General features: G+C 64.9%; 18 protein-coding genes and 1 tRNA gene. 12 read left to right on the top strand and 7 right to left on the bottom strand.

Annotation, left to right across the window (positions count from 1 at the left end; all coding sequences use genetic code 11):
- Positions 1 to 5 precede the first annotated feature (5 nt).
- Complete coding sequence (locus G6N68_RS19870) at positions 6 to 1,385, bottom strand: nicotinate phosphoribosyltransferase (RefSeq protein WP_163715977.1); 1,380 nt, start codon at positions 1,383 to 1,385, stop codon at positions 6 to 8.
- On the opposite strand from G6N68_RS19870, the gene clpS reads away from it, so the two are divergent.
- The 7 genes from clpS (at position 1,384) to rph (ending at position 6,588) form a co-directional block, all read left to right on the top strand.
- Positions 1,384 to 1,689, top strand: coding sequence for an ATP-dependent Clp protease adapter ClpS (clpS, locus tag G6N68_RS19865; protein ID WP_069418777.1), 306 nt, complete (start codon positions 1,384 to 1,386; stop codon positions 1,687 to 1,689). The two genes, G6N68_RS19870 and clpS, sit on opposite strands and share 2 nt — an antisense overlap.
- Positions 1,690 to 1,713: 24 nt before the next feature.
- On the top strand, positions 1,714 to 2,301 hold the full coding sequence (gene aosR / locus G6N68_RS19860; RefSeq protein ID WP_163715974.1) for an oxidative stress transcriptional regulator AosR: 588 nt from the start codon (positions 1,714 to 1,716) through the stop codon (positions 2,299 to 2,301).
- Positions 2,298 to 3,338 carry a P1 family peptidase gene (locus G6N68_RS19855; protein WP_163715971.1) on the top strand — a complete coding sequence of 347 codons (1,041 nt, stop codon included), beginning with the start codon at positions 2,298 to 2,300 and terminating at the stop codon, positions 3,336 to 3,338. The genes aosR and G6N68_RS19855 overlap by 4 nt, the downstream gene beginning before the upstream one ends.
- A 93-nt stretch (positions 3,339 to 3,431) precedes the next feature.
- Entirely contained in the window at positions 3,432 to 4,106 is a 675-nt protein-coding gene (locus G6N68_RS19850; RefSeq protein ID WP_163715969.1) for a rhomboid family intramembrane serine protease, read from the top strand.
- Positions 4,107 to 4,126: 20 nt separating this feature from the next.
- Positions 4,127 to 4,927 carry a glutamate racemase gene (gene murI / locus G6N68_RS19845; RefSeq protein WP_371871709.1) on the top strand — a complete coding sequence of 267 codons (801 nt, stop codon included), beginning with the start codon at positions 4,127 to 4,129 and terminating at the stop codon, positions 4,925 to 4,927.
- Between the two features lie 72 nt (positions 4,928 to 4,999).
- Positions 5,000 to 5,776 (top strand): cyclic nucleotide-degrading phosphodiesterase, encoded by a 777-nt coding sequence (locus G6N68_RS19840; protein WP_205351394.1) that lies wholly within the window; start codon positions 5,000 to 5,002, stop codon positions 5,774 to 5,776.
- A 32-nt stretch (positions 5,777 to 5,808) separates the two neighbouring features.
- On the top strand, positions 5,809 to 6,588 hold the full coding sequence (gene rph / locus G6N68_RS19835; protein ID WP_163715959.1) for a ribonuclease PH: 780 nt from the start codon (positions 5,809 to 5,811) through the stop codon (positions 6,586 to 6,588).
- 64 nt (positions 6,589 to 6,652) lie between these two features.
- On the opposite strand, the gene G6N68_RS19830 is transcribed toward rph, so the two are convergent.
- Entirely contained in the window at positions 6,653 to 6,844 is a 192-nt protein-coding gene (locus tag G6N68_RS19830; RefSeq protein ID WP_163715956.1) for a hypothetical protein, read from the bottom strand.
- 748 nt (positions 6,845 to 7,592) lie between these two features.
- Positions 7,593 to 7,988, bottom strand: coding sequence for a DUF2510 domain-containing protein (locus G6N68_RS19825; RefSeq protein WP_163715953.1), 396 nt, complete (start codon positions 7,986 to 7,988; stop codon positions 7,593 to 7,595).
- 163 nt (positions 7,989 to 8,151) lie between these two features.
- Here G6N68_RS19825 and rdgB point away from each other — a divergent pair, with 163 nt between their 5' ends.
- The gene (gene rdgB / locus G6N68_RS19820) at positions 8,152 to 8,766 is read left to right on the top strand and encodes an RdgB/HAM1 family non-canonical purine NTP pyrophosphatase (protein ID WP_163715950.1); all 615 of its coding nucleotides are present in this window, start codon (positions 8,152 to 8,154) and stop codon (positions 8,764 to 8,766) included.
- Between the two features lie 55 nt (positions 8,767 to 8,821).
- On the opposite strand, the gene G6N68_RS19815 is transcribed toward rdgB, so the two are convergent.
- From G6N68_RS19815 to G6N68_RS19800, 3 genes are all read right to left on the bottom strand, one after another.
- Positions 8,822 to 9,178, bottom strand: a complete 357-nt coding sequence (locus G6N68_RS19815) for a DUF3817 domain-containing protein (protein ID WP_163715948.1) — start codon at positions 9,176 to 9,178, stop codon at positions 8,822 to 8,824.
- Positions 9,175 to 9,552 carry a hypothetical protein gene (locus tag G6N68_RS19810; RefSeq protein WP_163715946.1) on the bottom strand — a complete coding sequence of 126 codons (378 nt, stop codon included), beginning with the start codon at positions 9,550 to 9,552 and terminating at the stop codon, positions 9,175 to 9,177. The genes G6N68_RS19815 and G6N68_RS19810 overlap by 4 nt, the downstream gene beginning before the upstream one ends.
- Positions 9,553 to 9,808: 256 nt before the next feature.
- Complete coding sequence (locus G6N68_RS19800) at positions 9,809 to 11,164, bottom strand: IS256 family transposase (RefSeq protein ID WP_163715944.1); 1,356 nt, start codon at positions 11,162 to 11,164, stop codon at positions 9,809 to 9,811.
- A 714-nt stretch (positions 11,165 to 11,878) separates the two neighbouring features.
- On the opposite strand from G6N68_RS19800, the gene G6N68_RS19795 reads away from it, so the two are divergent.
- Positions 11,879 to 11,962, top strand: a tRNA-Leu gene (locus tag G6N68_RS19795).
- A 40-nt stretch (positions 11,963 to 12,002) separates the two neighbouring features.
- Here the strand turns inward: G6N68_RS19795 and G6N68_RS19790 are convergent.
- Entirely contained in the window at positions 12,003 to 13,235 is a 1,233-nt protein-coding gene (locus tag G6N68_RS19790; protein ID WP_163715941.1) for a protein kinase domain-containing protein, read from the bottom strand.
- 303 nt (positions 13,236 to 13,538) lie between these two features.
- Here G6N68_RS19790 and G6N68_RS19785 point away from each other — a divergent pair, with 303 nt between their 5' ends.
- From G6N68_RS19785 to G6N68_RS19775, 3 genes are read left to right on the top strand one after another with little or no spacing between them, the layout of a single operon-like run.
- On the top strand, positions 13,539 to 14,252 hold the full coding sequence (locus G6N68_RS19785) for a TetR/AcrR family transcriptional regulator (RefSeq protein ID WP_163715937.1): 714 nt from the start codon (positions 13,539 to 13,541) through the stop codon (positions 14,250 to 14,252).
- Entirely contained in the window at positions 14,252 to 16,897 is a 2,646-nt protein-coding gene (locus G6N68_RS19780; protein ID WP_163715934.1) for an ABC transporter ATP-binding protein/permease, read from the top strand. Before G6N68_RS19785 ends, G6N68_RS19780 begins: the two co-directional genes overlap by 1 nt.
- On the top strand, positions 16,894 to 18,633 hold the full coding sequence (locus tag G6N68_RS19775) for an ABC transporter ATP-binding protein (protein WP_163715931.1): 1,740 nt from the start codon (positions 16,894 to 16,896) through the stop codon (positions 18,631 to 18,633). The genes G6N68_RS19780 and G6N68_RS19775 overlap by 4 nt, the downstream gene beginning before the upstream one ends.
- Positions 18,634 to 18,659 lie beyond the last annotated feature (26 nt).

Below are 18,659 nucleotides of genomic sequence, written 5' to 3'. Positions count from 1 at the left end.
TGCGTTCAGCCGTTGATGATCTGCGTCGGGATTACCGGGTCCCCGGCAGCCAATTTCGTTCCCTCCCATGGCAAGCTGATCAGTCCGGCGGCCACCCGCTCTCGTGCTGCGGCCAGGTCCGTGGCATCGGCCACCGGCTGGCCCTCGCGGACGAGCGGGATGGTCAGGACTCGGTGCGGCTCAGCGAATGATGGTGGTCGGCCCGCCGGGTAGACGACTTCGTCGGTGATGGTGCCCGTGGGGCGCGACAACCTCAGCGCCCCTTTGCGTCCGCCGCGAGATGCCTTGCGGTCGCTGCGTTTCTGCACCGGGACACCGTCAACCTCGACGAGCTTGTACACCATGCTCGCGGTCGGTGCGCCGGAGCCGGTGACCACCGAGGTGCCGACACCGTATATGTCCACCGGGTCCGACCGCAGGGCCGCGATGGAGAACTCGTCGAGGTCACCCGAGACGACGATGCGTGTCTTGGTGGCGCCCAGTTGGTCGAGTTGCTCGCGCACCTGGCGGGCCAACACGCCGAGTTCACCAGAATCGATGCGGACCGCGCCGAGTGTGGCACCCCCGGCGGCCACCGCGTTGGCCACGCCCGTCTTGACGTCATAGGTGTCCACCAGCAGCGTGGTGCCGGTGCCCAGCGCCTCGACCTGGGCTCGGAATGCGGCCAGCTCGTCCGGGCCTTCGTGGTCGGTGTAGAGCATGGTGAACGCGTGCGCCGCGGTGCCTTCCGCGGGGACGCCGTACCGGCGCTGTGCTTCCAGGTTTGATGAAGCGGCGAAACCCGCGATGTATGCGGCCCGGGCCGCCGCGACCGCGGCCTGTTCATGGGTTCTGCGTGAGCCCATCTCGATCAGCGGTCGTCCCGCGGCGGCGCTCACCATCCGTGCCGCGGCCGACGCGATTGCGCTGTCGTGATTGAGAATCGACAACACCAGCGTTTCGAGCACCACGCATTCGGCGAAGCTGCCGTGCACCGACAGCACCGGGGAATTCGGGAAGTACAACTCGCCTTCCGCATATCCGTCGATGTCACCGGTGAACCGGAAGTCCCGCAGGTAGCGCACCGCGTCGGCGTCGAGGAAACGCGCGAGCAACTCGCACGCTTCGGCGTCGAAGGTGAACTGAGGCAAGGTCTCGAGCAGCCGGCCCGTGCCGGCCACCACACCATAGCGACGACCGGCGGGAAGCCGGCGCGCGAAGAGTTCGAAGGTGGTCCGGCGGTGGGCGGTGCCGTCGCGGAGAGCCGCCGCAAGCATGGTCAACTCGTACTTGTCGGTAAGCAGCGCAGCGATGACTCGCTTGCTGGGCTCGTTCACACGGCAACGGTATCGGTTCGAATTGTCCGCTCGGTATCCACAGCGGTGGCTCGCTATCCTAGGAACCATGGTTGTTGCGTCAGCGCCCGCCAAACCGGGCTCCACTGGGCAACGCGAGTCCTCGCCCGTCGACACCACGGCGACGCCGTGGGTCACCATCGTGTGGGACGACCCGGTTAACTTGATGACCTACGTCACCTATGTGTTCCAGAAGCTGTTTGGGTACAGCGAGCCGCATGCCACCAAGCTGATGCTGCAGGTGCACAACGAAGGCAAGGCAGTGGTGTCGTCCGGCAGTCGGGAGGCCATGGAAACCGACGTGTCCAAGCTGCACGCCGCAGGTTTGTGGGCGACGATGCAGCAGGACCGGTGAGCTTCGAGGGCAACCGGATTCGCTGTGCGCAAATGGAAGCGCGTCGAGACTCGCAACGGTCCCCGTTTTCGGTCGTCGTTGGCCCCGCATGAAGCGGCTCTGCTGCAAAACCTCGTTGGTGCGATGATCGGTCTGCTCGACGAGCGCGCGAAGACCGCGCCGTCAGACGAACTCGAGGAGATCACCGGCATCGAGACCGGGCATTCGCAACGCCCGGGCGACCCGACGCTGGGCAGGCTGCTCCCGGACTTCTACAAGCGCGACGAAGAGGACGAGGTGTCCCTCGAAGCTGCCGAGAGCCTGAATGCCGCCCTGCGCAGTCTGCACGAACCGGAGATCATCGATGCCAAACGCAGTGCGGCACAAAAACTCCTGGATACGGTTCCTGCGAACGGTGGCCGCTTCGAGCTGACCGAAGAAGCCGCCAACGCATGGATCGCGGCGGTCAACGACCTTCGGCTGACATTGGGCGTCATGCTGGAGATCGGCCCGGAAGGACCGGAACGTCTGCCGACGGATCATCCGCTTGCCGCCCACTTCGACGTGTACCAGTGGCTGACCGTGCTGCAGGAGTATTTGGTGCTGGTCTTGATGGGCAAGCCGACCGGATGAAGTCCATCACCGATGTCGGGGGCATCCGCGTTGGCCACTACCACCGAATAGATTCCGACGCGTCGCTGGGGGAGGGCTGGGCGTGCGGCACCACCGTGGTGCTGCCGCCGCCGGGGACCGTCGGCGCGGTCGACTGCCGCGGTGGTGCGCCCGGAACCCGGGAGACCGATCTCCTCGACCCGGCCAACAGCGTGCGCTTCGTGGACGCAGTGCTGCTTGGCGGCGGTAGCGCCTACGGCCTCGCCGCCGCCGATGGCGTGATGTTGTGGCTGGAAGAGCAGCAGCGTGGTGTGGCGATGGGCGACGGCGTAGTACCGATCGTGCCGGGCGCGGTGGTCTTCGATCTCCCCGTTGGCGGCTGGGGTTGCCGGCCGACGGCCGAATTCGGCCGCGCCGCCTGCGAGGCTGCCGGAACGGAGGTAGCGGTCGGAACGGTCGGCGGCGGCGTCGGCGCCCGCGCCGGATCGCTCAAGGGCGGTGTCGGGACGTCGTCCGTCGTGCTGAGGTCCGGCGTCACCGTCGGTGCGCTGGTGGTGGTCAATGCCGCCGGCAGCGTCATCGATCCGGCCACCGGCCTGCCGTGGATGGCCGACCTGGTCGAAGAATTCGGCCTGCAACCACCACCCCCGGAGCAAGTCGCGGCATTTGCCGAACTTCCGTCGCCGCTGAGCGCGCTGAACACCACCATCGCCGTGGTTGCTACCGACGCGGCCCTAGGGCCCGCCGCGTGCCGGCGCCTAGCGATCGCGGCCCACGACGGGTTGGCTCGCGCCATCCGTCCCGCGCACACCCCGCTGGACGGCGACACCGTATTCGCCTTGGCGACCGGAGCGGTGGAAGTTCCGCCCAGCCCTGACATGCCGGCCGGGTTGTCGCCGGACACGCTGCTGGTCACCGAGGTGGGTGCGGCCGCGGCCGACTGCCTGGCCCGCGCGGTGCTGGCGGGGGTGATTGCCGCGGAATCGGTAGCCGGGATACCGACCTACCGAGAAGTGTTGCCGGGCGCATTCGCGAACGCGAGCGGACAAGGCGCCTGACTTAGTAGACGCGCGGTGCAAGTATCTGTTCACGGCGCTCGCGCCGGTAGCCTTGAGGTTGCTGAAACGCGTTTTAGAAGGGCAGTCATACGCATGAGCCGAAATGCGCCCGCGACCCAGTCGAAGAAACGGCCGCAGTGGGTCGTCGGTGGGGTCACGATCCTCACCTTTGTCGCGCTGCTCTGGCTCATCGAGCTGTGGGACAGCCTGACCAATCACCGCCTCGACAACAACGGCATCCGACCGCTGGAGACCGACGGGCTGTGGGGCATCCTCTTCGCGCCGCTACTCCACTCGAACTGGGACCACCTGATCGCCAACACCGTTCCGGCGCTCGTGCTCGGCTTCCTGATGACGCTCGCAGGCATGTCGCGGTTCGTCCTAGCCACGGTCATCATCTGGATTCTCGGGGGCTTCGGCACCTGGTTGATCGGCACAATCGGCATGCACTGCCCAGTCACCGGCCCCAACGTGCACTGCCATTTCAACCACATCGGCGCGTCGGGCCTCATCTTCGGCTGGCTGGCGTTCCTCATCGTGTTCGGGTTCTTCACCCGCAAAATATGGGAGATCGTCGTCGGCGTCGTCGTGTTGTTCATCTACGGTGGCGTCCTGCTCGGAGTGCTGCCCGGTACACCAGGGGTCTCGTGGCAGGGCCATCTCTGCGGGGCGATCGCCGGCGTCCTGGCCGCGTACGTGTTGGCTGCGCCTGAGCGCAAAGCCCGTGAACGAAAGAAAGCCCTCCGTTCACCGCACTTACATTCATGAATTCGGCCTATCCCGGATCCATGGCGCCCATCGGGGTTTTCGACTCCGGCGTCGGCGGATTAACGGTCGCGCGGGCGATCATCGACCAATTGCCGGACGAGGACATCATTTACGTCGGGGACACGGGCAACGGCCCGTACGGTCCGCTGCCCATTCCGGAGATCCGCGCGCACGCGTTGGCCATCGGCGACGACCTGGTGAGCCGCGGCGTGAAGGCACTGGTGATCGCGTGCAACTCGGCGTCGGCCGCATGCCTGCGCGACGCGCGTGAGCGCTACGACGTTCCCGTCGTCGAGGTGATCCTGCCGGCCGTGCGCCGTGCGGTGGCCGCGACGCGCAACGGCCGCATCGGCGTCATCGGGACTCGGGCGACCATCACTTCACACGCCTACCAAGACGCGTTCGCCGCCGCCCGCGACACCGAAATCACCGCTGTCGCTTGCCCGCGTTTCGTCGACTTCGTCGAGCGCGGAGTCACCAGTGGCCGTCAGGTGCTCGGGCTGGCCGAGGGCTACTTGGAGCCGCTGCAGCTGGCGGCGGTCGACACGCTGGTACTCGGCTGCACCCACTACCCGCTGTTGTCCGGCTTGATCCAACTCGTGATGGGGGAGGACGTCACGCTGGTGTCCAGCGCGGAGGAGACGGCCAAACAAGTGCTCCGGGTGCTCACCGAAATGGATCTGTTGCGTCCGCACGATGCTCCGCCCGCGACCCGACTCTTCGAGGCCACGGGCGACCCCGAGGCGTTCACGAAACTTGCCACGCGATTCCTCGGACCCGCCGTAACTGGCGTTGAACCTATCCGTCACACGACCGTTTAGTAGGTATGCCTATGAATCCTCCCCCCAATGCGGCGATGTTTTCTCCATCGTGGTAGCAGGCATGGCACAGTAGTGTCCGTGCGCATAACCGTGCTCGGGTGTTCGGGCAGCGTCGTGGGTCCCGATTCCCCCGCGTCGGGCTATCTGTTGCGGGCCCCCGACACGCCCCCAATCGTCATCGACTTCGGCGGCGGTGTGCTGGGCGCGCTGCAACGGCATATGGATCCCGGTGCGGTGCACGTATTTCTGTCGCATCTGCACGCCGATCACTGTCTGGATCTGCCGGGCCTGTTCGTCTGGCGTCGGTACCACCCGTCCAAGCCCACCGGCAAGGCGTTGCTGTACGGACCGAGCGACACGTGGTCGCGGTTGGGCGCGGCGTCGTCTCCCTATGGCGGAGAAATCGACGACTGTTCGGACATCTTCGATGTCCGCCACTGGGTCGACGGCCAGCCGGTGCAAGTGGGCGCGCTCACGGTGGTGCCGCGAGTCGTCGCCCACCCGACCGAGTCGTACGGCTTGCGCTTCACCGATCCCAGCGGAGCGACGCTGGTGTTCAGCGGTGACACCGGTGCCTGCGACCAACTCGTTGAACTGGCCGAGGGCGCCGACGTCTTCCTGTGCGAGGCCTCCTGGACACACTCGCCGGACCGCCCGCCCGATCTTCATCTGTCCGGCACCGAGGCCGGTCAGGCCGCGGCCCGGGCCGGAGTGCGCGAATTGTTGTTGACGCATATCCCGCCGTGGACCTCGCGGGAGGACGTGATCAGCGAGGCCAAGGCCGAGTTCGACGGTCCCGTGCACGCCGTAGTACCCGGCGAAACGTTCGAAGTACGGCGGGCCGGCTAATCGGGGTTGGCTCTCCAACTAGGGTGGGCGTCGTGTCCAAACGAGAAGACGGCCGCCTCGACGATGAGATTCGTCCGGTAGTCATCACCCGCGGCTTCACCCAAAATCCCGCGGGTTCGGTGCTGATCGAATTCGGTCAGACAAAAGTCCTGTGTACCGCCAGCGTCACCGAGGGGGTGCCGCGGTGGCGGAAGGGTACCGGGCTGGGCTGGCTCACCGCCGAATACGCAATGTTGCCCTCGGCCACACACACTCGCTCCGACCGAGAATCGGTGCGAGGCCGCGTCGGTGGGCGCACCCACGAAATCAGTCGGTTGATCGGCCGGTCACTGCGGGCCTGCATCGACCTCGCGGCGCTGGGCGAGAACACCATCGCGGTCGACTGCGACGTGCTGCAGGCCGACGGTGGCACACGTACCGCGGCGATCACCGGCGCCTACGTCGCGCTGGCCGACGCGGTGACCTATTTGTCCGCGGCGGGGAAGCTGTCGGACCCCAGGCCGTTGTCCTGTGCCATCGCCGCGATCAGCGTGGGTGTCGTTGACGGCAGGGTTCGCGCAGACCTGCCGTATGAAGAAGACTCGCGCGCCGAGGTCGACATGAATGTGGTGGCCACCGACACCGGCACCCTGGTCGAGGTGCAGGGCACCGGCGAGGGCGCGACCTTCCCTCGTTCTACGTTGGACAAGCTGCTCGATATGGCCCTGAGCGCCTGTGACAAGTTGTTCGCCGCGCAGCGGGATGCCTTGGCGTTGCCGTACCCAGGCGAGCTGCCCGAGGGCCCACCCCGGCCGAAAGCGTTCGGAAGCTGACCCGGGTTCTGGTGGCCAGCCTTCCCAAACACTGATGCTGTCCCTGACGTCCGGGCGGCAGGGACTAACCCAACTTCCTTAGCCGATCGGTGATCGCTCGGAGATTCTCAGCTGCCCGAGGGTCGTCGGAACGCTCCCAGTACTCCTGCTCTTCACGCAGTTCCTGCAACTCTCGCTCACGCATGATCTCCAACATCATCTCCCGAGGAATGCCACACGGCTTAGGACAGTCATAGGGGTCAGTGGGCTGAGTCACAGGCTCATCATCACAGGTCAGCCCGACAGTCACAACGGCGTATTTGCTATCGCAAACGGTCGCAAAGCGTAAATGCATTTAGGAAGCTTTCTAAGCGATCGCGTCAGATTAGCTGCTGGGTCTCGCAGTCGGGCGAGCAGCACCTGCATAGCCCGGCCAGAGTGGTACCGAGAAGTATTCGAGGTGCGCTGCAGGGCACTGCGCAGCCCGCAACACACAGGGCTTTCGGGTGGCAGGGCAGCACAACAGGGCACCCGCCTCGTCACAGGGTCGCAGCGCACCCGCGGCGTATCGCAGTGGGCAGCTCACTCGCTGTGACGCCGGCCAACCGCTGACTTGGCCGGCTCAGCTCGCCAGCTAGTCATCCACCCACTGATCGACGAGATCCGAAAGTCACAGGCCGACAAGGCATCCCTGCGGTCGCTACAGCTCCCCGAACCGGATGAAGACGACAAGTAGCTACAGCGATGTCCCGCAGCGAGAAGGACACGCCATGCAGCCAACTCACCCGGGAGGCACAAAAGCGACTCACATACGCGGCGGAGTCTGCAAGACCGACGATCCTGCGGCGGTGGCTTCCCTTCTCCCGCAAAACTTCGGTCGTTTTGATAGGCGTGCTACCCCAACGGTTTTGGGCGAGAACACGCGGGTATTAAGTCAATTCGTCGGAAACCAACAACGAGTTACGCCTGCGATGAACGCAGTAGGGTACCTGCAGCGGATTGGTACAGCCGATGCCGACGGGGTTCTAGCGATCGAAAATGTGTGTCAACTCTTCGCGTTTCTTGTTCATCTGATCTTCGATGTAAAAGCCGTTTGCAAGAGCAAGCACCAAGACCAGTGCAGCTAGGACGCGGACCCAGGTCGCGGCCCGCAAGAAGAATGCAACGGCCGTGCCTGCTGCTACGACGGCGACTCCCGTCCACACAGGACCCGAACCGGTCATGAGGCTGACGGATTGCATCGACATGACGAGACCCACAACGACGAGCACGCAAACACCAATCGCAACCGCAGTTTTCTTGCGGTTGTCGGGGTTGTCTGCTTGAGCGGGTCCGCTCCACGCATTGCCGTCCCAATAAATGCGCTTCTTTGGGTCCGAGGGGTCGGGGTACCAGCCGGGCGCGGGTTGCGGTGCGGTCATTTCAGCTCCTCTTGTGACACACTCAGCAACTTACAACTCAACGCTGACAATCGGCCCCGTAGGCGAACGTAGATGCCCATTGCGATAATCGCTCCCATGGCATCGGAAGGGCTTCGGCCCGTTAGCAACGACGGTGATCGATTCTGAGTGTGTTTTGGAATAAATGGTGACCCGGGTTCTGGTGGCCAGCCGGAACCGCAAGAAGCTGGCCGAACTTCGCCGTGTGCTGGATGCCGCCGGATTGTCGGAGTTGACGTTGGTGTCGCTTGACGATGTGGCGGCTTTTGACGAGGCCCCGGAAACGGGCGCGACGTTCGAAGAAAACGCACTGGCCAAGGCGCGCGACGCCTTTGCCGCGACCGGCCTGGCCAGCGTCGCCGACGACTCCGGGTTGGAGGTCTCCGCGCTCAACGGCATGCCCGGCGTGCTGTCGGCGCGGTGGTCCGGCAGGCACGGCGACGATGCCGCCAATAACGCCTTGCTGTTAGCGCAATTGCGCGATGTTCCCGACGAGCGCCGCGGCGCCGCATTCGTCTCCGCCTGCGCCTTGGTGTCGGAGACCGGCGAGGTCGTCGTGCGCGGTGAATGGCCCGGCAGGATCGCCCACGAGCCACGCGGTGACGGCGGGTTCGGCTACGACCCCATCTTCATTCCGGAGGAGTCCGAACGGTCTGCGGCACAACTGAGCCCGGCCGAAAAGGACGCGGTGTCGCATCGCGGCCGGGCGCTGGCGTTGTTGGTGCCTGCCTTACGCGCGTTGGCGGCCGGCCGAGCGTGAAGCTGGCGTGACGCTCGACATCGACCGTCACGCCAGTGCGCCGTCGGGCGTGACGCTAAATGCCGAAGCGTGCCTTGATGTCCCTGGTCTGGAAGTGCTCGATGATGATCCCGAGCAGCGGCACCGTGCCGGACACCAAAATGCCGAATGTCTTGACGATCGGCCAACGCACCTTGACCGACAAGTTCAGGGTCGCCAACAAATAGAGGAAATACACCCAGCCGTGTACCACGCCGATCCACGTCGGCGGGTTGTCCACCTTGACGACGTAGCGGACCACGATCTCGTAACACAGCGCGATCAGCCAGAGACCGGTCGCCCACGCCATGAATCGGTACGCGGCCAGTGCGGTGCGGATCTTTTCGACGGGAAACCCGGACGCGGTCTGCTGCGGTGTCTCGGGGGCGGTCATGCGGTTGTCCTATTCTGCTTTTCAGCGTCGTTCTTGGCCAGTTCGGCCAGGTAGGCGTTGTATTCGCGCAGGGCGGGGTCGTCCGGGGGTGGCGGTGCCGGCCGCGGACGTTCGGGTAGTAGGCCCTCGGGTATCTCGGTGGGAGCGGTCTCCTTCGGCTCCGGCGGTGCCTCCTCGTACCGAACGAAGGTGCGATAGGCGTAGATGCAGAACCCGGCGAACAGCGGCCACTGCAGCGCATAGCCGAGGTTCTGGAAGGAGCCGGACACCGATTGGTACCTCGTCCACTGCCACCAGGCCAAAGCCAGGCAGCCGCCTGCCGCGATGATCACCAATGCGATCAGCGCGGGCCTGCGACGACGTGTAGTGGACACCCCTTGACGGTACCGCGCGTGGATTCAGGACTTGGGGCCGACGAATTCATCGAGCCGTGCCACTGCCGCTTTTCGGTATATGGCGATGACATAGCGACTTGACCGAGTCCACGGGATTTCAAGCGCGTCAAGCGCTTTGCAGAATAGCCCCAGGATGTCTTCGGATCGGTTCGAGAAGTGATAGCGCACGCTGCGGACAGAGCGTGTCAAGTTTTCTGTGTAAGTCGCCTGTTTGGTTTTCTTGTTAGTCGTCGAGTTATAGGTACCGCTCGATGCGGTCTGGGTAGACCAGCGAGAGTTGTTCGAGTGCCTTCTTCCAGTTGGTGACCACCTGTCCTTCCACGAGACGTCCGGGCGCTGTTCGGCAACGTTTCTGGGCGTATTTTTTGGCCCGTTCGGCGGCGCGTTTGTCCTCGATGTTGCAGATGGCCAGCCAGAGGAGTTTGACCACGGCGGCATCGTTGGGGAACTGGCCTCGGGTCTTGATGACCTTGCGCAACTGGTAGTTCAGCGATTCGATCGCGTTCGTCGTGTAAATGACCCGGCGCAACTCGGGCGCAAACGCCAGGAAGGGGGTGAACTGCTCCCACGAACGATCGAAAACCCTGGTCACCGTCGGATTTTTCTTGCCTAACTCCGACGTGGTGAACGCATCGAGTTCGGCACGGGCAGCCTCAGCATCCGCCGCGGTGTAGACCGGTTTGAGGGCTGCGGCCACGGCTTTGCGGTCGCTGTAGGACACGAACCGCAGCGCGTTGCGCAGCAGATGCACCACACAGGTCTGCACGGCGGCCTGCGACCAGGTGGCCGCGATCGCCTCGGGAAAGCCGGTCAGCCCGTCGCAGCACACGATCAGCACGTCGCGAACGCCGCGATTGGCCAGATCGGCACACACTGAGGCCCAAAACGCCGCTCCTTCGTTCTGCTGGACCCAGATGCCCAGCACGTGCTTGATCCCGGCCATATCGACGCCTACGGCGATATGAGCGGCCTTGTTGCGGGTGTGGCCGCCGTCTTTGACCTTGACCACGATCGCGTCGAGGTAGACCACCGGGTAAATCGGGTCCAGCGGCCGACGCTGCCAGGCCAGGACCTCCTCGGAGATCTCATCGACGATCTTGGAGATCGTCTCGTGCGAAACATCGGTTCCGATCGTCGAGGCAAGATGAAATTGAATGTCGCGCAACGTCATTCCACCGGCGTACAGCGAGATGATCATGTCATCGAGCCCGCCGAGACGACGGGCGCCCTTGGGCACCAGCCGTGGAGTGAACGAGCCGTCGCGATCGCGCGGCACCTCCAACGGGACGGGGCCGGCCTCGGTCTGCACCGTCTTCGGAAAGGTGCCATTGCGGGCATTGGGCAGCGCACGCCCCGCCGGGTCGCCCTTCTCATAACCCAGATGATCAGTCAGCTCAGCAGCCAGCCCACGCTCCAAGGCGAGCTTGATCAACCCTGGCAACAAACCACCCTCACCGGTCAACGCAACCTCGCCGGAATCGACCTGAGCCAGCAAATCGTCCACCACGCCCGACGCCCGAAGCGCCTCGGCCATCTCCACCGTGGACTCCACCTCACCTAGCGCCAAATCTTCGTCCTTGCCCGTCGCCATGTCCTGAGATCCTTCCGTCAGGACTTACACAGACGATCTGACACCCCCTGCGGACACCGCGGTCGTTGGCGATGACGCGGCAGCCATCGCTGTCGATCAGGCCGCGAACAAATTCTTGCCTTGCCTGTTCGACTAGCACCTGCTGCCAAGGCTCAAGACGGATGGGACGTAGATGCTTCTTGCCGGGCCCGTGTTGAGGCAAGAGGCACGGCCAATGTCTTGAGTAGTGCGAAACGTCGACGCATCCATAGGTGCGCGGAGAAGTCGATGCTCGCTGTCCGGCGAACAGGGCGTCAATGGCTACGCGACAGCGATCGATTATTTCGGGGTACTTCTTGTCGAGGGTGATTCTGAGGTGCCACACCCGCCGACTCCGCGAGAGGCAACCGTCGCCCAGATAAAGGCCCAGTAGGTAGCAATATGGCCCAGGCGGGAGCCTCGCGAAGTCATGTTCCATTCGGCAGGGTGCCGATCCCGCCAGCACTCGCGCCCGCACCTGCAAGCCGCAATAGCGCCAATCCCAAATCGTTCTGCGGGGTATGCCTGTCTGCCTCGCGATTTCTCGGTCGTTCATGCCGGATGCAATCAAACCTTGGACGGTCTCGAACTCCTCCGCTGATCGCACGTGCGCCCCTCTCACGTTGGTGCCGACACCAACTTAGGAGGGGCCGCCGACAGTTACCTTGGTAAACAGAGCGGTACGATCGGCAACGCGCGGGCGTGATGAAATTGGCAGACATGCCGGCTTTAGGTGCCGGTGCTCGAAAGAGCGTGTGGGTTCGAGTCCCTCCGCCCGCACAACGGTTTCCCCGGCCCTGCAGGCGCAAGGGACATTCACCTAGCCGATGGCGCCACCGCCCGCCAACACCACCGCGATCACATAGCCGAGAAGGGTGATGGCACCGGTTGTGACGCCAGCGATCGCCATACCGCGACGGCTTTGTGACGTCCGTCCGATCTGTCTTAGCGCGATAGCGCCGAGCACGACGCCGGCGAGCGCACCCACGAGCGAAGCCAGGAATAACGGCGTCGGCAGCCGGAAAAGAACCACGAAGATTGGGAGAGCAGCGCTCACCAACGAGGCGATCAGGGAGGCCGGCGCCAACCGGTTTTTCCGGAAAGCGGGCGGCTGCTCGATGGGATAGCCCGGATGCCCCAGTGGCGCTTTATGAGCCACCGACTGTGCAAGCGGCCTGGACCGCGCTGGCACTGTTGGTTCGATCGCGTAGCGGGGGCCGACCGTAGGCTCGGCCGTAGGAACGGTCGGGGCCAGCTGTGCGGCGGCGGCCAGTTCGGGGGCGGTTTGGTAACGCCGATCAGGTTCCTTTGCCATGCCCTTGGCGATCACCGCATCCAAGGTCGGCGGCACACCCGCTCGAGTGGCCGATGGCCGAGGCGGCGGCGTATGTAGGTGGGCCATCATGAGACGCGGCATCGTTTCAGCGGTAAACGGTGGCTCGCCGGTCAGGCATTCGTACAGCACACATGCCAGCGAATAGATGTCGACGCGCGCATCCTCGTCGCCCGGCCCGTCCAGCCGCTCGGGGGCGATGTAGGCGAATGTCCCGATTGTGTTGCCTGTCTTGGTCATTCGGGTGTCGTCGGCAACACGGGCGATCCCAAAATCGATTAGGTACGCGAAATCGCGATCATCGAGAAGGATGTTGGAGGGTTTGATGTCGCGGTGGATCAGTCCGATCTCGTGGGCAGCGTGTAACGCCTCGGCGACCTGTCCGATGATGCGCACTGCGCGCGGAACTTCCAGCGGTCCGTCGGCAAGCACCGCGGCGAGGTCGCGGCCGTTGACCAATCGCATACACACAAACAGACGACCATCGATTTCGCCGTAGTCGTAGATCGGGACTACATGCGGGGTTTCCAATCGCGCTGCGGCGTGGGCTTCTCGGCGAAAACGCCGCTGAAACTCAGCGTCCTTCGACAGACGGGCCGATAAGACTTTGATCGCCACGACCCGGTCGGTGACGGTGTCGTGGGCGCGCCAGACCTCGCCCATGCCACCCTCGCCAAGCAGCGACAACAGTCGATACCGTCCGAACTCGACCTCATCCATTCGGCGGCCTCCAGCCCAGTCCCCGGGTGGAATGCTACTCACGAACCCCCACCACTGTTGGTTATTCAGCAACCCCCGCTCGCATGGTCGTAACGCGGTACGCTCCGCCCGGGCAAGTTTGCTGTAGTCAACTGAGCAAATCGCGGTGTCGCTCGACGTACTCTCGCACGGTCTGCGGTCGGTGACCCGTGATCTCCTCGAAAGCGCTGGATTGCCAAGCCGCCGCGCAAGCCGGGGTTTGACCGTCGGGTAAGGTGACCCTTAGTTTGTGGGGGTAACTTACTAGGGCCAGGTGTGCTGTCGATGAAAACCGTCGTGTCTCGTCCGGGTGGTGGACGTCCGCCGCTCATCGCGGTGGACGACATCGTTCGAGTGGGCCGCGAACTGGGAATGCGTCGACTGAGCATCAACGCCGTCGCCGCCAAACTCGGGGTGTCTGCGACCGCCCTCTACCGGCACGTCGAAAACCGTTGGGAATTGGAGCGTTTGGTCGGGGAAAGTCTGCTCGCCGAACTTGAGCTCCGTGAGGACCCCGACGAAGACCTGCAGAACCACCTCCTTTCGTTCGCGCTGCAGATGTGGGACTTCGTGGTCGACCACCCTGGGCTGGCGGCGTACCTCCAGGTCTTGTTCCCGCGCGGCGACGCGGGCACGCGATTGCTGGTCACCGAGGTGGAAGCGCTGAGCCGGCGCGGATACTCCGTGGATGCGGCGATGGTGGTGAGCAGCGCGGTGGCCACGCTGGCGATCAGTCTCGCGGCACGTGAGGAGAGCAACGCCAGCATCACCGGCGGCGACCAGGCCAATGGGTTCGCGCGGGAGCGCGAGGCGGTCGTGGATCAGCTCACCTCCAATGAACGCCTGGGCGCTGCCCACGTCGCCCTGCCGAAGTTGTCGAGTGCGCAGTATGTGCGGCTGTTGTTGGCCGCGTCGATCCGCGGGCTGGTCGGGGAGATCCCGCCGGGCCGCCCGATAAACGAAGTCGTGGCGCGGCATGCCGCGGGAGAGGACGTTTGATGGCACGGGGGATACAGGCTGCGATATTGCGCGGCTTCGGCGGGCGGGATCACACGGCGACGGTGCTCGAAAGAGTCTACATCGCACCGCATTTCGTCCGGATACGGATGGTGTCGCCGACACTGTTAGAAGACGCCGAGACCGAGCCCGCCGCCTGGCTGCGGTTTTGGTTCCCCGACCCGAAGGGTTCCGACACCGAGTTTCAGCGTGCCTACACGCTTTCCGAGGCCGACCCGGAGACCGGCCACTTCGCGGTCGACATCGTGCTGCATGATCCCGCGGGCCCGGCGTCGACGTGGGCGCGAACGGTCCAGCCCGGCGCGACCATCGATGTCATGGCGCTCATGGGTAAGTCCCGATTCGTTGCGCCCGAAGAGCAGCCGGCGGGATATCTACTCATCGGCGATTCGGCGTCCATCCCCGGGATGAACGGAATCATCGGCACTATCCCAGACGATGTCCCGATCGAGATGTATCTCGAGCAGCACGACCCCAACGACACGCTGATTCCCATCGCGCAACATCCCAGGCTGCGTGTGCATTGGGTGAGCAGATGTGACGAGTGCACCCTGGCGAATGCGATCGAGAGCCGGGACTGGTCCAACTGGTATGCCTGGGCCACTCCCGAGGCGACCACCCTCAAGAACGTCCGGAAGCGGCTGCGCGAAACGTTCGGCTTCCCCAAGTCCGAGATCCACGCGCAGGCATATTGGAGCGCCGGCAAGGAGATGGGCACCAGCCGCGGCGGTCAGTCGGAAGCCCCGTGCGCCCCAGCCGCCGATGAGCCAGCCGCGTGCGCACCGCCCGCGGACCAACCGGAAGTGGCGGCGCAGCCGCAGCCCTGCGAACCCGCTTCGCCACTGGCGGCATCCTCACCTGCACGCGGCAGCTGGAGTGCTCAGGCGGCCGGCAAGTTGCTTGCACCGCTGCGTAAATCGCTGATCCTTTCCGGGATCTTGCAGGCGGTGGTCACGGTGGTGCAGTTGGCGCCGTTCGTGCTGCTGGTGGAGTTGGCCCGACTGCTGCTAGCGGGAGCCGACGAGTCCCGACTCTGGAACATCGGCATCGCGGCGGTGGTGTTGCTGGGTCTGGGCACGCTTCTCGGCGCGGCCCTCACCCTTTGGCTGCACGTCGTGGACGCGCGATTCGAACGCGGTTTGCGCGCAAGGCTGCTCGCCAAGTTGGCTCGGTTGCCACTGGGCTGGTTCACCGCCCGCGGGTCGGGCTCGGTCAAGCAACTGGTGCAGGACGACACGCTGTCGCTGCATTACCTTGTCACACACGCTATTTCGGATGCAGTGAGCGCCGTGATCACCCCGGTGTCGGTGTTGATCTATCTGTTCATCATCGACTGGCGGGTGGCGCTGGTGATGTTCGCGCCGGTGTTGGTCTACGTGGTGATGATGTCCACGTTGGCGGTGCAGTCTGCCCCACGCATCGTTCAATCGCAGCGTTGGGCCGAAAAAATGAACGGCGAGGCCGGCGCCTATCTCGAAGGGCAGCCGGTGATCCGCGTTTTCGGCGGCGCGGCGGCCTCCACCTTCCGGCGTCGCTTGGACGAATACATCGGCTTTCTTGTCGACTGGCAACGCCCCCTGGCCGGCAAGAAGACCGCGATGGATCTGGTGACCCGCCCCTCGACCTTCCTGTGGCTGATCACGAGCATCGGTACCCTGCTCGTCGTCACGCACCGGATGGATCCGGTCAATCTGCTGCCGTTCCTGTTGCTGGGCACGACATTCGGGGCCCGCCTGCTCGGCATCGCCTACGGGCTCGGCGGCATCCGTGCGGGCATGCTGGCCGCGCGGCGACTGCAAACCACGCTCGACGAACCCGATCTCGACGTGCAGGAGCGACCGCAGCAAGCGTCGGCCAACGATTCGACGGCAACGGTGGTATTCGACCAAGTCACTTTCAGCTATCGGCCGGGCGTGCCGGTCATCCAGGACGTGTCGCTGCGGCTGCGACCGGGCACGGTCACCGCGCTTGTCGGCCCCTCCGGGTCCGGGAAGTCGACGCTGGCCGCCCTGCTGGCGCGTTTCCACGATGTCGAGCAGGGTTCCATAAGTGTTGGTGGACGGGACATTCGAGCACTGACCGCGGACGAGCTGTACACGCGGGTCGGGTTCGTCCTGCAAGAAACCCAACTGGTGCACGGCACCGTCGCCGAGAACATCGCCCTTGCCGTTCCCGATGCGACGGCCGAGCAAATCCAAGACGCCGCCCGCCAGGCGCAGATTCACGAGCGAATACTGCGCCTTCCCGACGGGTACGACACCGTGCTGGGCGCCAGCGCCGCGCTGTCCGGCGGTGAGCGGCAACGCCTCACCATCGCCCGCGCCATCCTGGCCGACACACCCGTCCTGATTCTCGACGAGGCGACCGCGTTCGCTGACCCGGAGTCGGAATACCTTGTGCAGCAGGCTCTCAACCGACTGACCCGCGACCGCACGGTGCTGGTGATCGCCCACCGGCTACACACCATCACCCGGGCCGACCAGATCGTCGTGCTCGATCACGGCCGGATCGTCGAACGCGGCACCCACGAGCAATTGCTGGCCGCCGACGGGCGTTATCGCCGCCTCTGGGAGACCGGCCAGGGCACCGCGGTGGCCGTCTCAGCAGCACAGGAGGTGGCACGATGATCCGTACCTGGATAAGCCTGGTTCCGGCTGATCGGCGCGGCAAGATCGTTGCCTATGCCGTGCTCGGTTTCATCTCGGTGGTCGCGCGTGCAGCGGCCACCGTGTTGCTCGTCCCGCTGATCGGGGCGCTGTTCAGCGACACACCGCAGCGTGCGTTGGTGTGGCTGGGTTGGCTCACGGCCGCGACGGTGGCCGGCTGGGTGATCGACACCATCACCGCGCGCATCGGTTTCGACCTGGGCTTCGCCGTGCTCGACGGCTCCCAGCACGATGTGGCCGACCGGCTTCCCAGTGTGCGGCTGGATTGGTTTACCGCCGACAACACTGCGACGTCGCGACAAGCGATTGCCGCAACCGGGCCGGAATTGGTCGGTCTGGTGGTAAACCTTGGGACGCCGTTGTTTTCAGCGATTCTGCTGCCCGCCGTCATCGCACTGGCGCTGCTGCCCATCTCGTGGCCACTCGGGTTGGCCGCGCTGGCCGGTGTCCCGATGTTGTTGGGAGCGTTGTGGGCATCGGCGCGCTTCAGCCGCCGCGCCGACAAGGTGGCCGGCGAAGCCAATATCAGGCTGACCGAGCGGATCATCGAATTCGCCCGAACCCAACAGGCATTGCGCGCCGCGCGGCGGGTGGAGCCGGCACGCAGTCTGGTCGGCTCCGCGCTGGCCGCTCAGCACGGCGCCACCATGCGGTTGCTGGGCATGCAGATTCCGGGCCAGTTGTTGTTCAGCGTCGCCAGCCAACTGGCGCTCATCATGTTCGCCGGTGTCACGACGGCATTGACGGTGGGGGGCACACTGTCGGTGCCGGAGGCGATCGCCCTGATCGTCGTGCTGGCCCGCTACCTCGAGCCGTTCACCACGGTGAGTGAACTCGGACCCGCGTTGGAAAGCGTCCGCGGCGTCCTCGAACGCATCCGATCGGTGCTGACCGCGCCGGTCATGGTCGCCGGTGCGGGGACCTTGCGCGACGGCGCCGGAGCCCCGCGGATCGAATTCGCCGACGTTGCCTTCAGCTACGACAGCGCCGGCGGGCCGGTTCTGGACGGGGTCAGCTTCTCCCTGCAGCCAGGCACCACGACCGCGATCGTCGGCCCGTCGGGCTCTGGAAAGAGCACCATCCTGGCGTTGATCGCGGGCCTGCACCATCCCACCGGCGGTCGGGTCCTCATCGACGGCACCGATGCGGCGACGCTGAACGCCGAAGCCCAACGCGACGTCAGCAGCGTTGTGTTCCAACACCCTTACCTGTTCCATGGCACGATCCGCGAGAACGTGTTCGCCGGTAACCCCAATGCCGGCGAGGATCAATACGCGCAGGCGGTCCGCCTCGCCCGGGTCGACGAACTGATCGGGCGCTTGCCCGACGGCGACGACACCGTTGTCGGCGAGGCAGGTTCGACGCTCTCCGGTGGCGAACGGCAACGGGTGAGCATCGCACGCGCTCTGCTGAAGCCCGCGCCGGTCCTGCTGGTCGACGAGGCCACCAGCGCGCTGGACACCGAGAACGAGGTAGCGGTGGTCGACGCGCTGACCGCGGATCCCCAATCGCGCACCCGGGTGATCGTCGCGCATCGCCTGGCGAGCATCAGGCACGCCGACCGCGTTCTGTTCGTCGACAACGGCCAGGTGGTGGAAGACGGAACGATTGACGAATTGCTAGCCGCGGGTGGGCGATTCAGCGAGTTCTGGAGTCAGCAGCACGAGGCCGCGGAATGGCGGATTCACACCGATTAGGCGCCGATTAGGTCCGGCCCACCGAA

Origin of the sequence: Mycobacterium bourgelatii (assembly GCF_010723575.1) — a bacterium.
GTDB lineage: Bacteria > Actinomycetota > Actinomycetes > Mycobacteriales > Mycobacteriaceae > Mycobacterium > Mycobacterium bourgelatii.
The sequence above is the reverse complement of the archived record's forward strand: the minus strand, read 5'-3'. Positions and strand labels throughout refer to the sequence as shown.

Coding starts and splice junctions, on each gene's coding strand:
- clpS (WP_069418777.1), top strand. CDS start 1,384: ATGGTTGTTGCGTCAGCGCCCGCCAAACCGGGCTCCACTGGGCAACGC.
- G6N68_RS19870 (WP_163715977.1), bottom strand. CDS start 1,385: ATGGTTCCTAGGATAGCGAGCCACCGCTGTGGATACCGAGCGGACAAT.
- G6N68_RS19855 (WP_163715971.1), top strand. CDS start 2,298: ATGAAGTCCATCACCGATGTCGGGGGCATCCGCGTTGGCCACTACCAC.
- G6N68_RS19850 (WP_163715969.1), top strand. CDS start 3,432: ATGAGCCGAAATGCGCCCGCGACCCAGTCGAAGAAACGGCCGCAGTGG.
- murI (WP_371871709.1), top strand. CDS start 4,127: ATGGCGCCCATCGGGGTTTTCGACTCCGGCGTCGGCGGATTAACGGTC.
- G6N68_RS19825 (WP_163715953.1), bottom strand. CDS start 7,988: ATGACCGCACCGCAACCCGCGCCCGGCTGGTACCCCGACCCCTCGGAC.
- rdgB (WP_163715950.1), top strand. CDS start 8,152: ATGGTGACCCGGGTTCTGGTGGCCAGCCGGAACCGCAAGAAGCTGGCC.
- G6N68_RS19815 (WP_163715948.1), bottom strand. CDS start 9,178: ATGACCGCCCCCGAGACACCGCAGCAGACCGCGTCCGGGTTTCCCGTC.
- G6N68_RS19800 (WP_163715944.1), bottom strand. CDS start 11,164: ATGGCGACGGGCAAGGACGAAGATTTGGCGCTAGGTGAGGTGGAGTCC.
- G6N68_RS19790 (WP_163715941.1), bottom strand. CDS start 13,235: ATGGATGAGGTCGAGTTCGGACGGTATCGACTGTTGTCGCTGCTTGGC.
- G6N68_RS19785 (WP_163715937.1), top strand. CDS start 13,539: ATGAAAACCGTCGTGTCTCGTCCGGGTGGTGGACGTCCGCCGCTCATC.
- G6N68_RS19780 (WP_163715934.1), top strand. CDS start 14,252: ATGGCACGGGGGATACAGGCTGCGATATTGCGCGGCTTCGGCGGGCGG.
- G6N68_RS19775 (WP_163715931.1), top strand. CDS start 16,894: ATGATCCGTACCTGGATAAGCCTGGTTCCGGCTGATCGGCGCGGCAAG.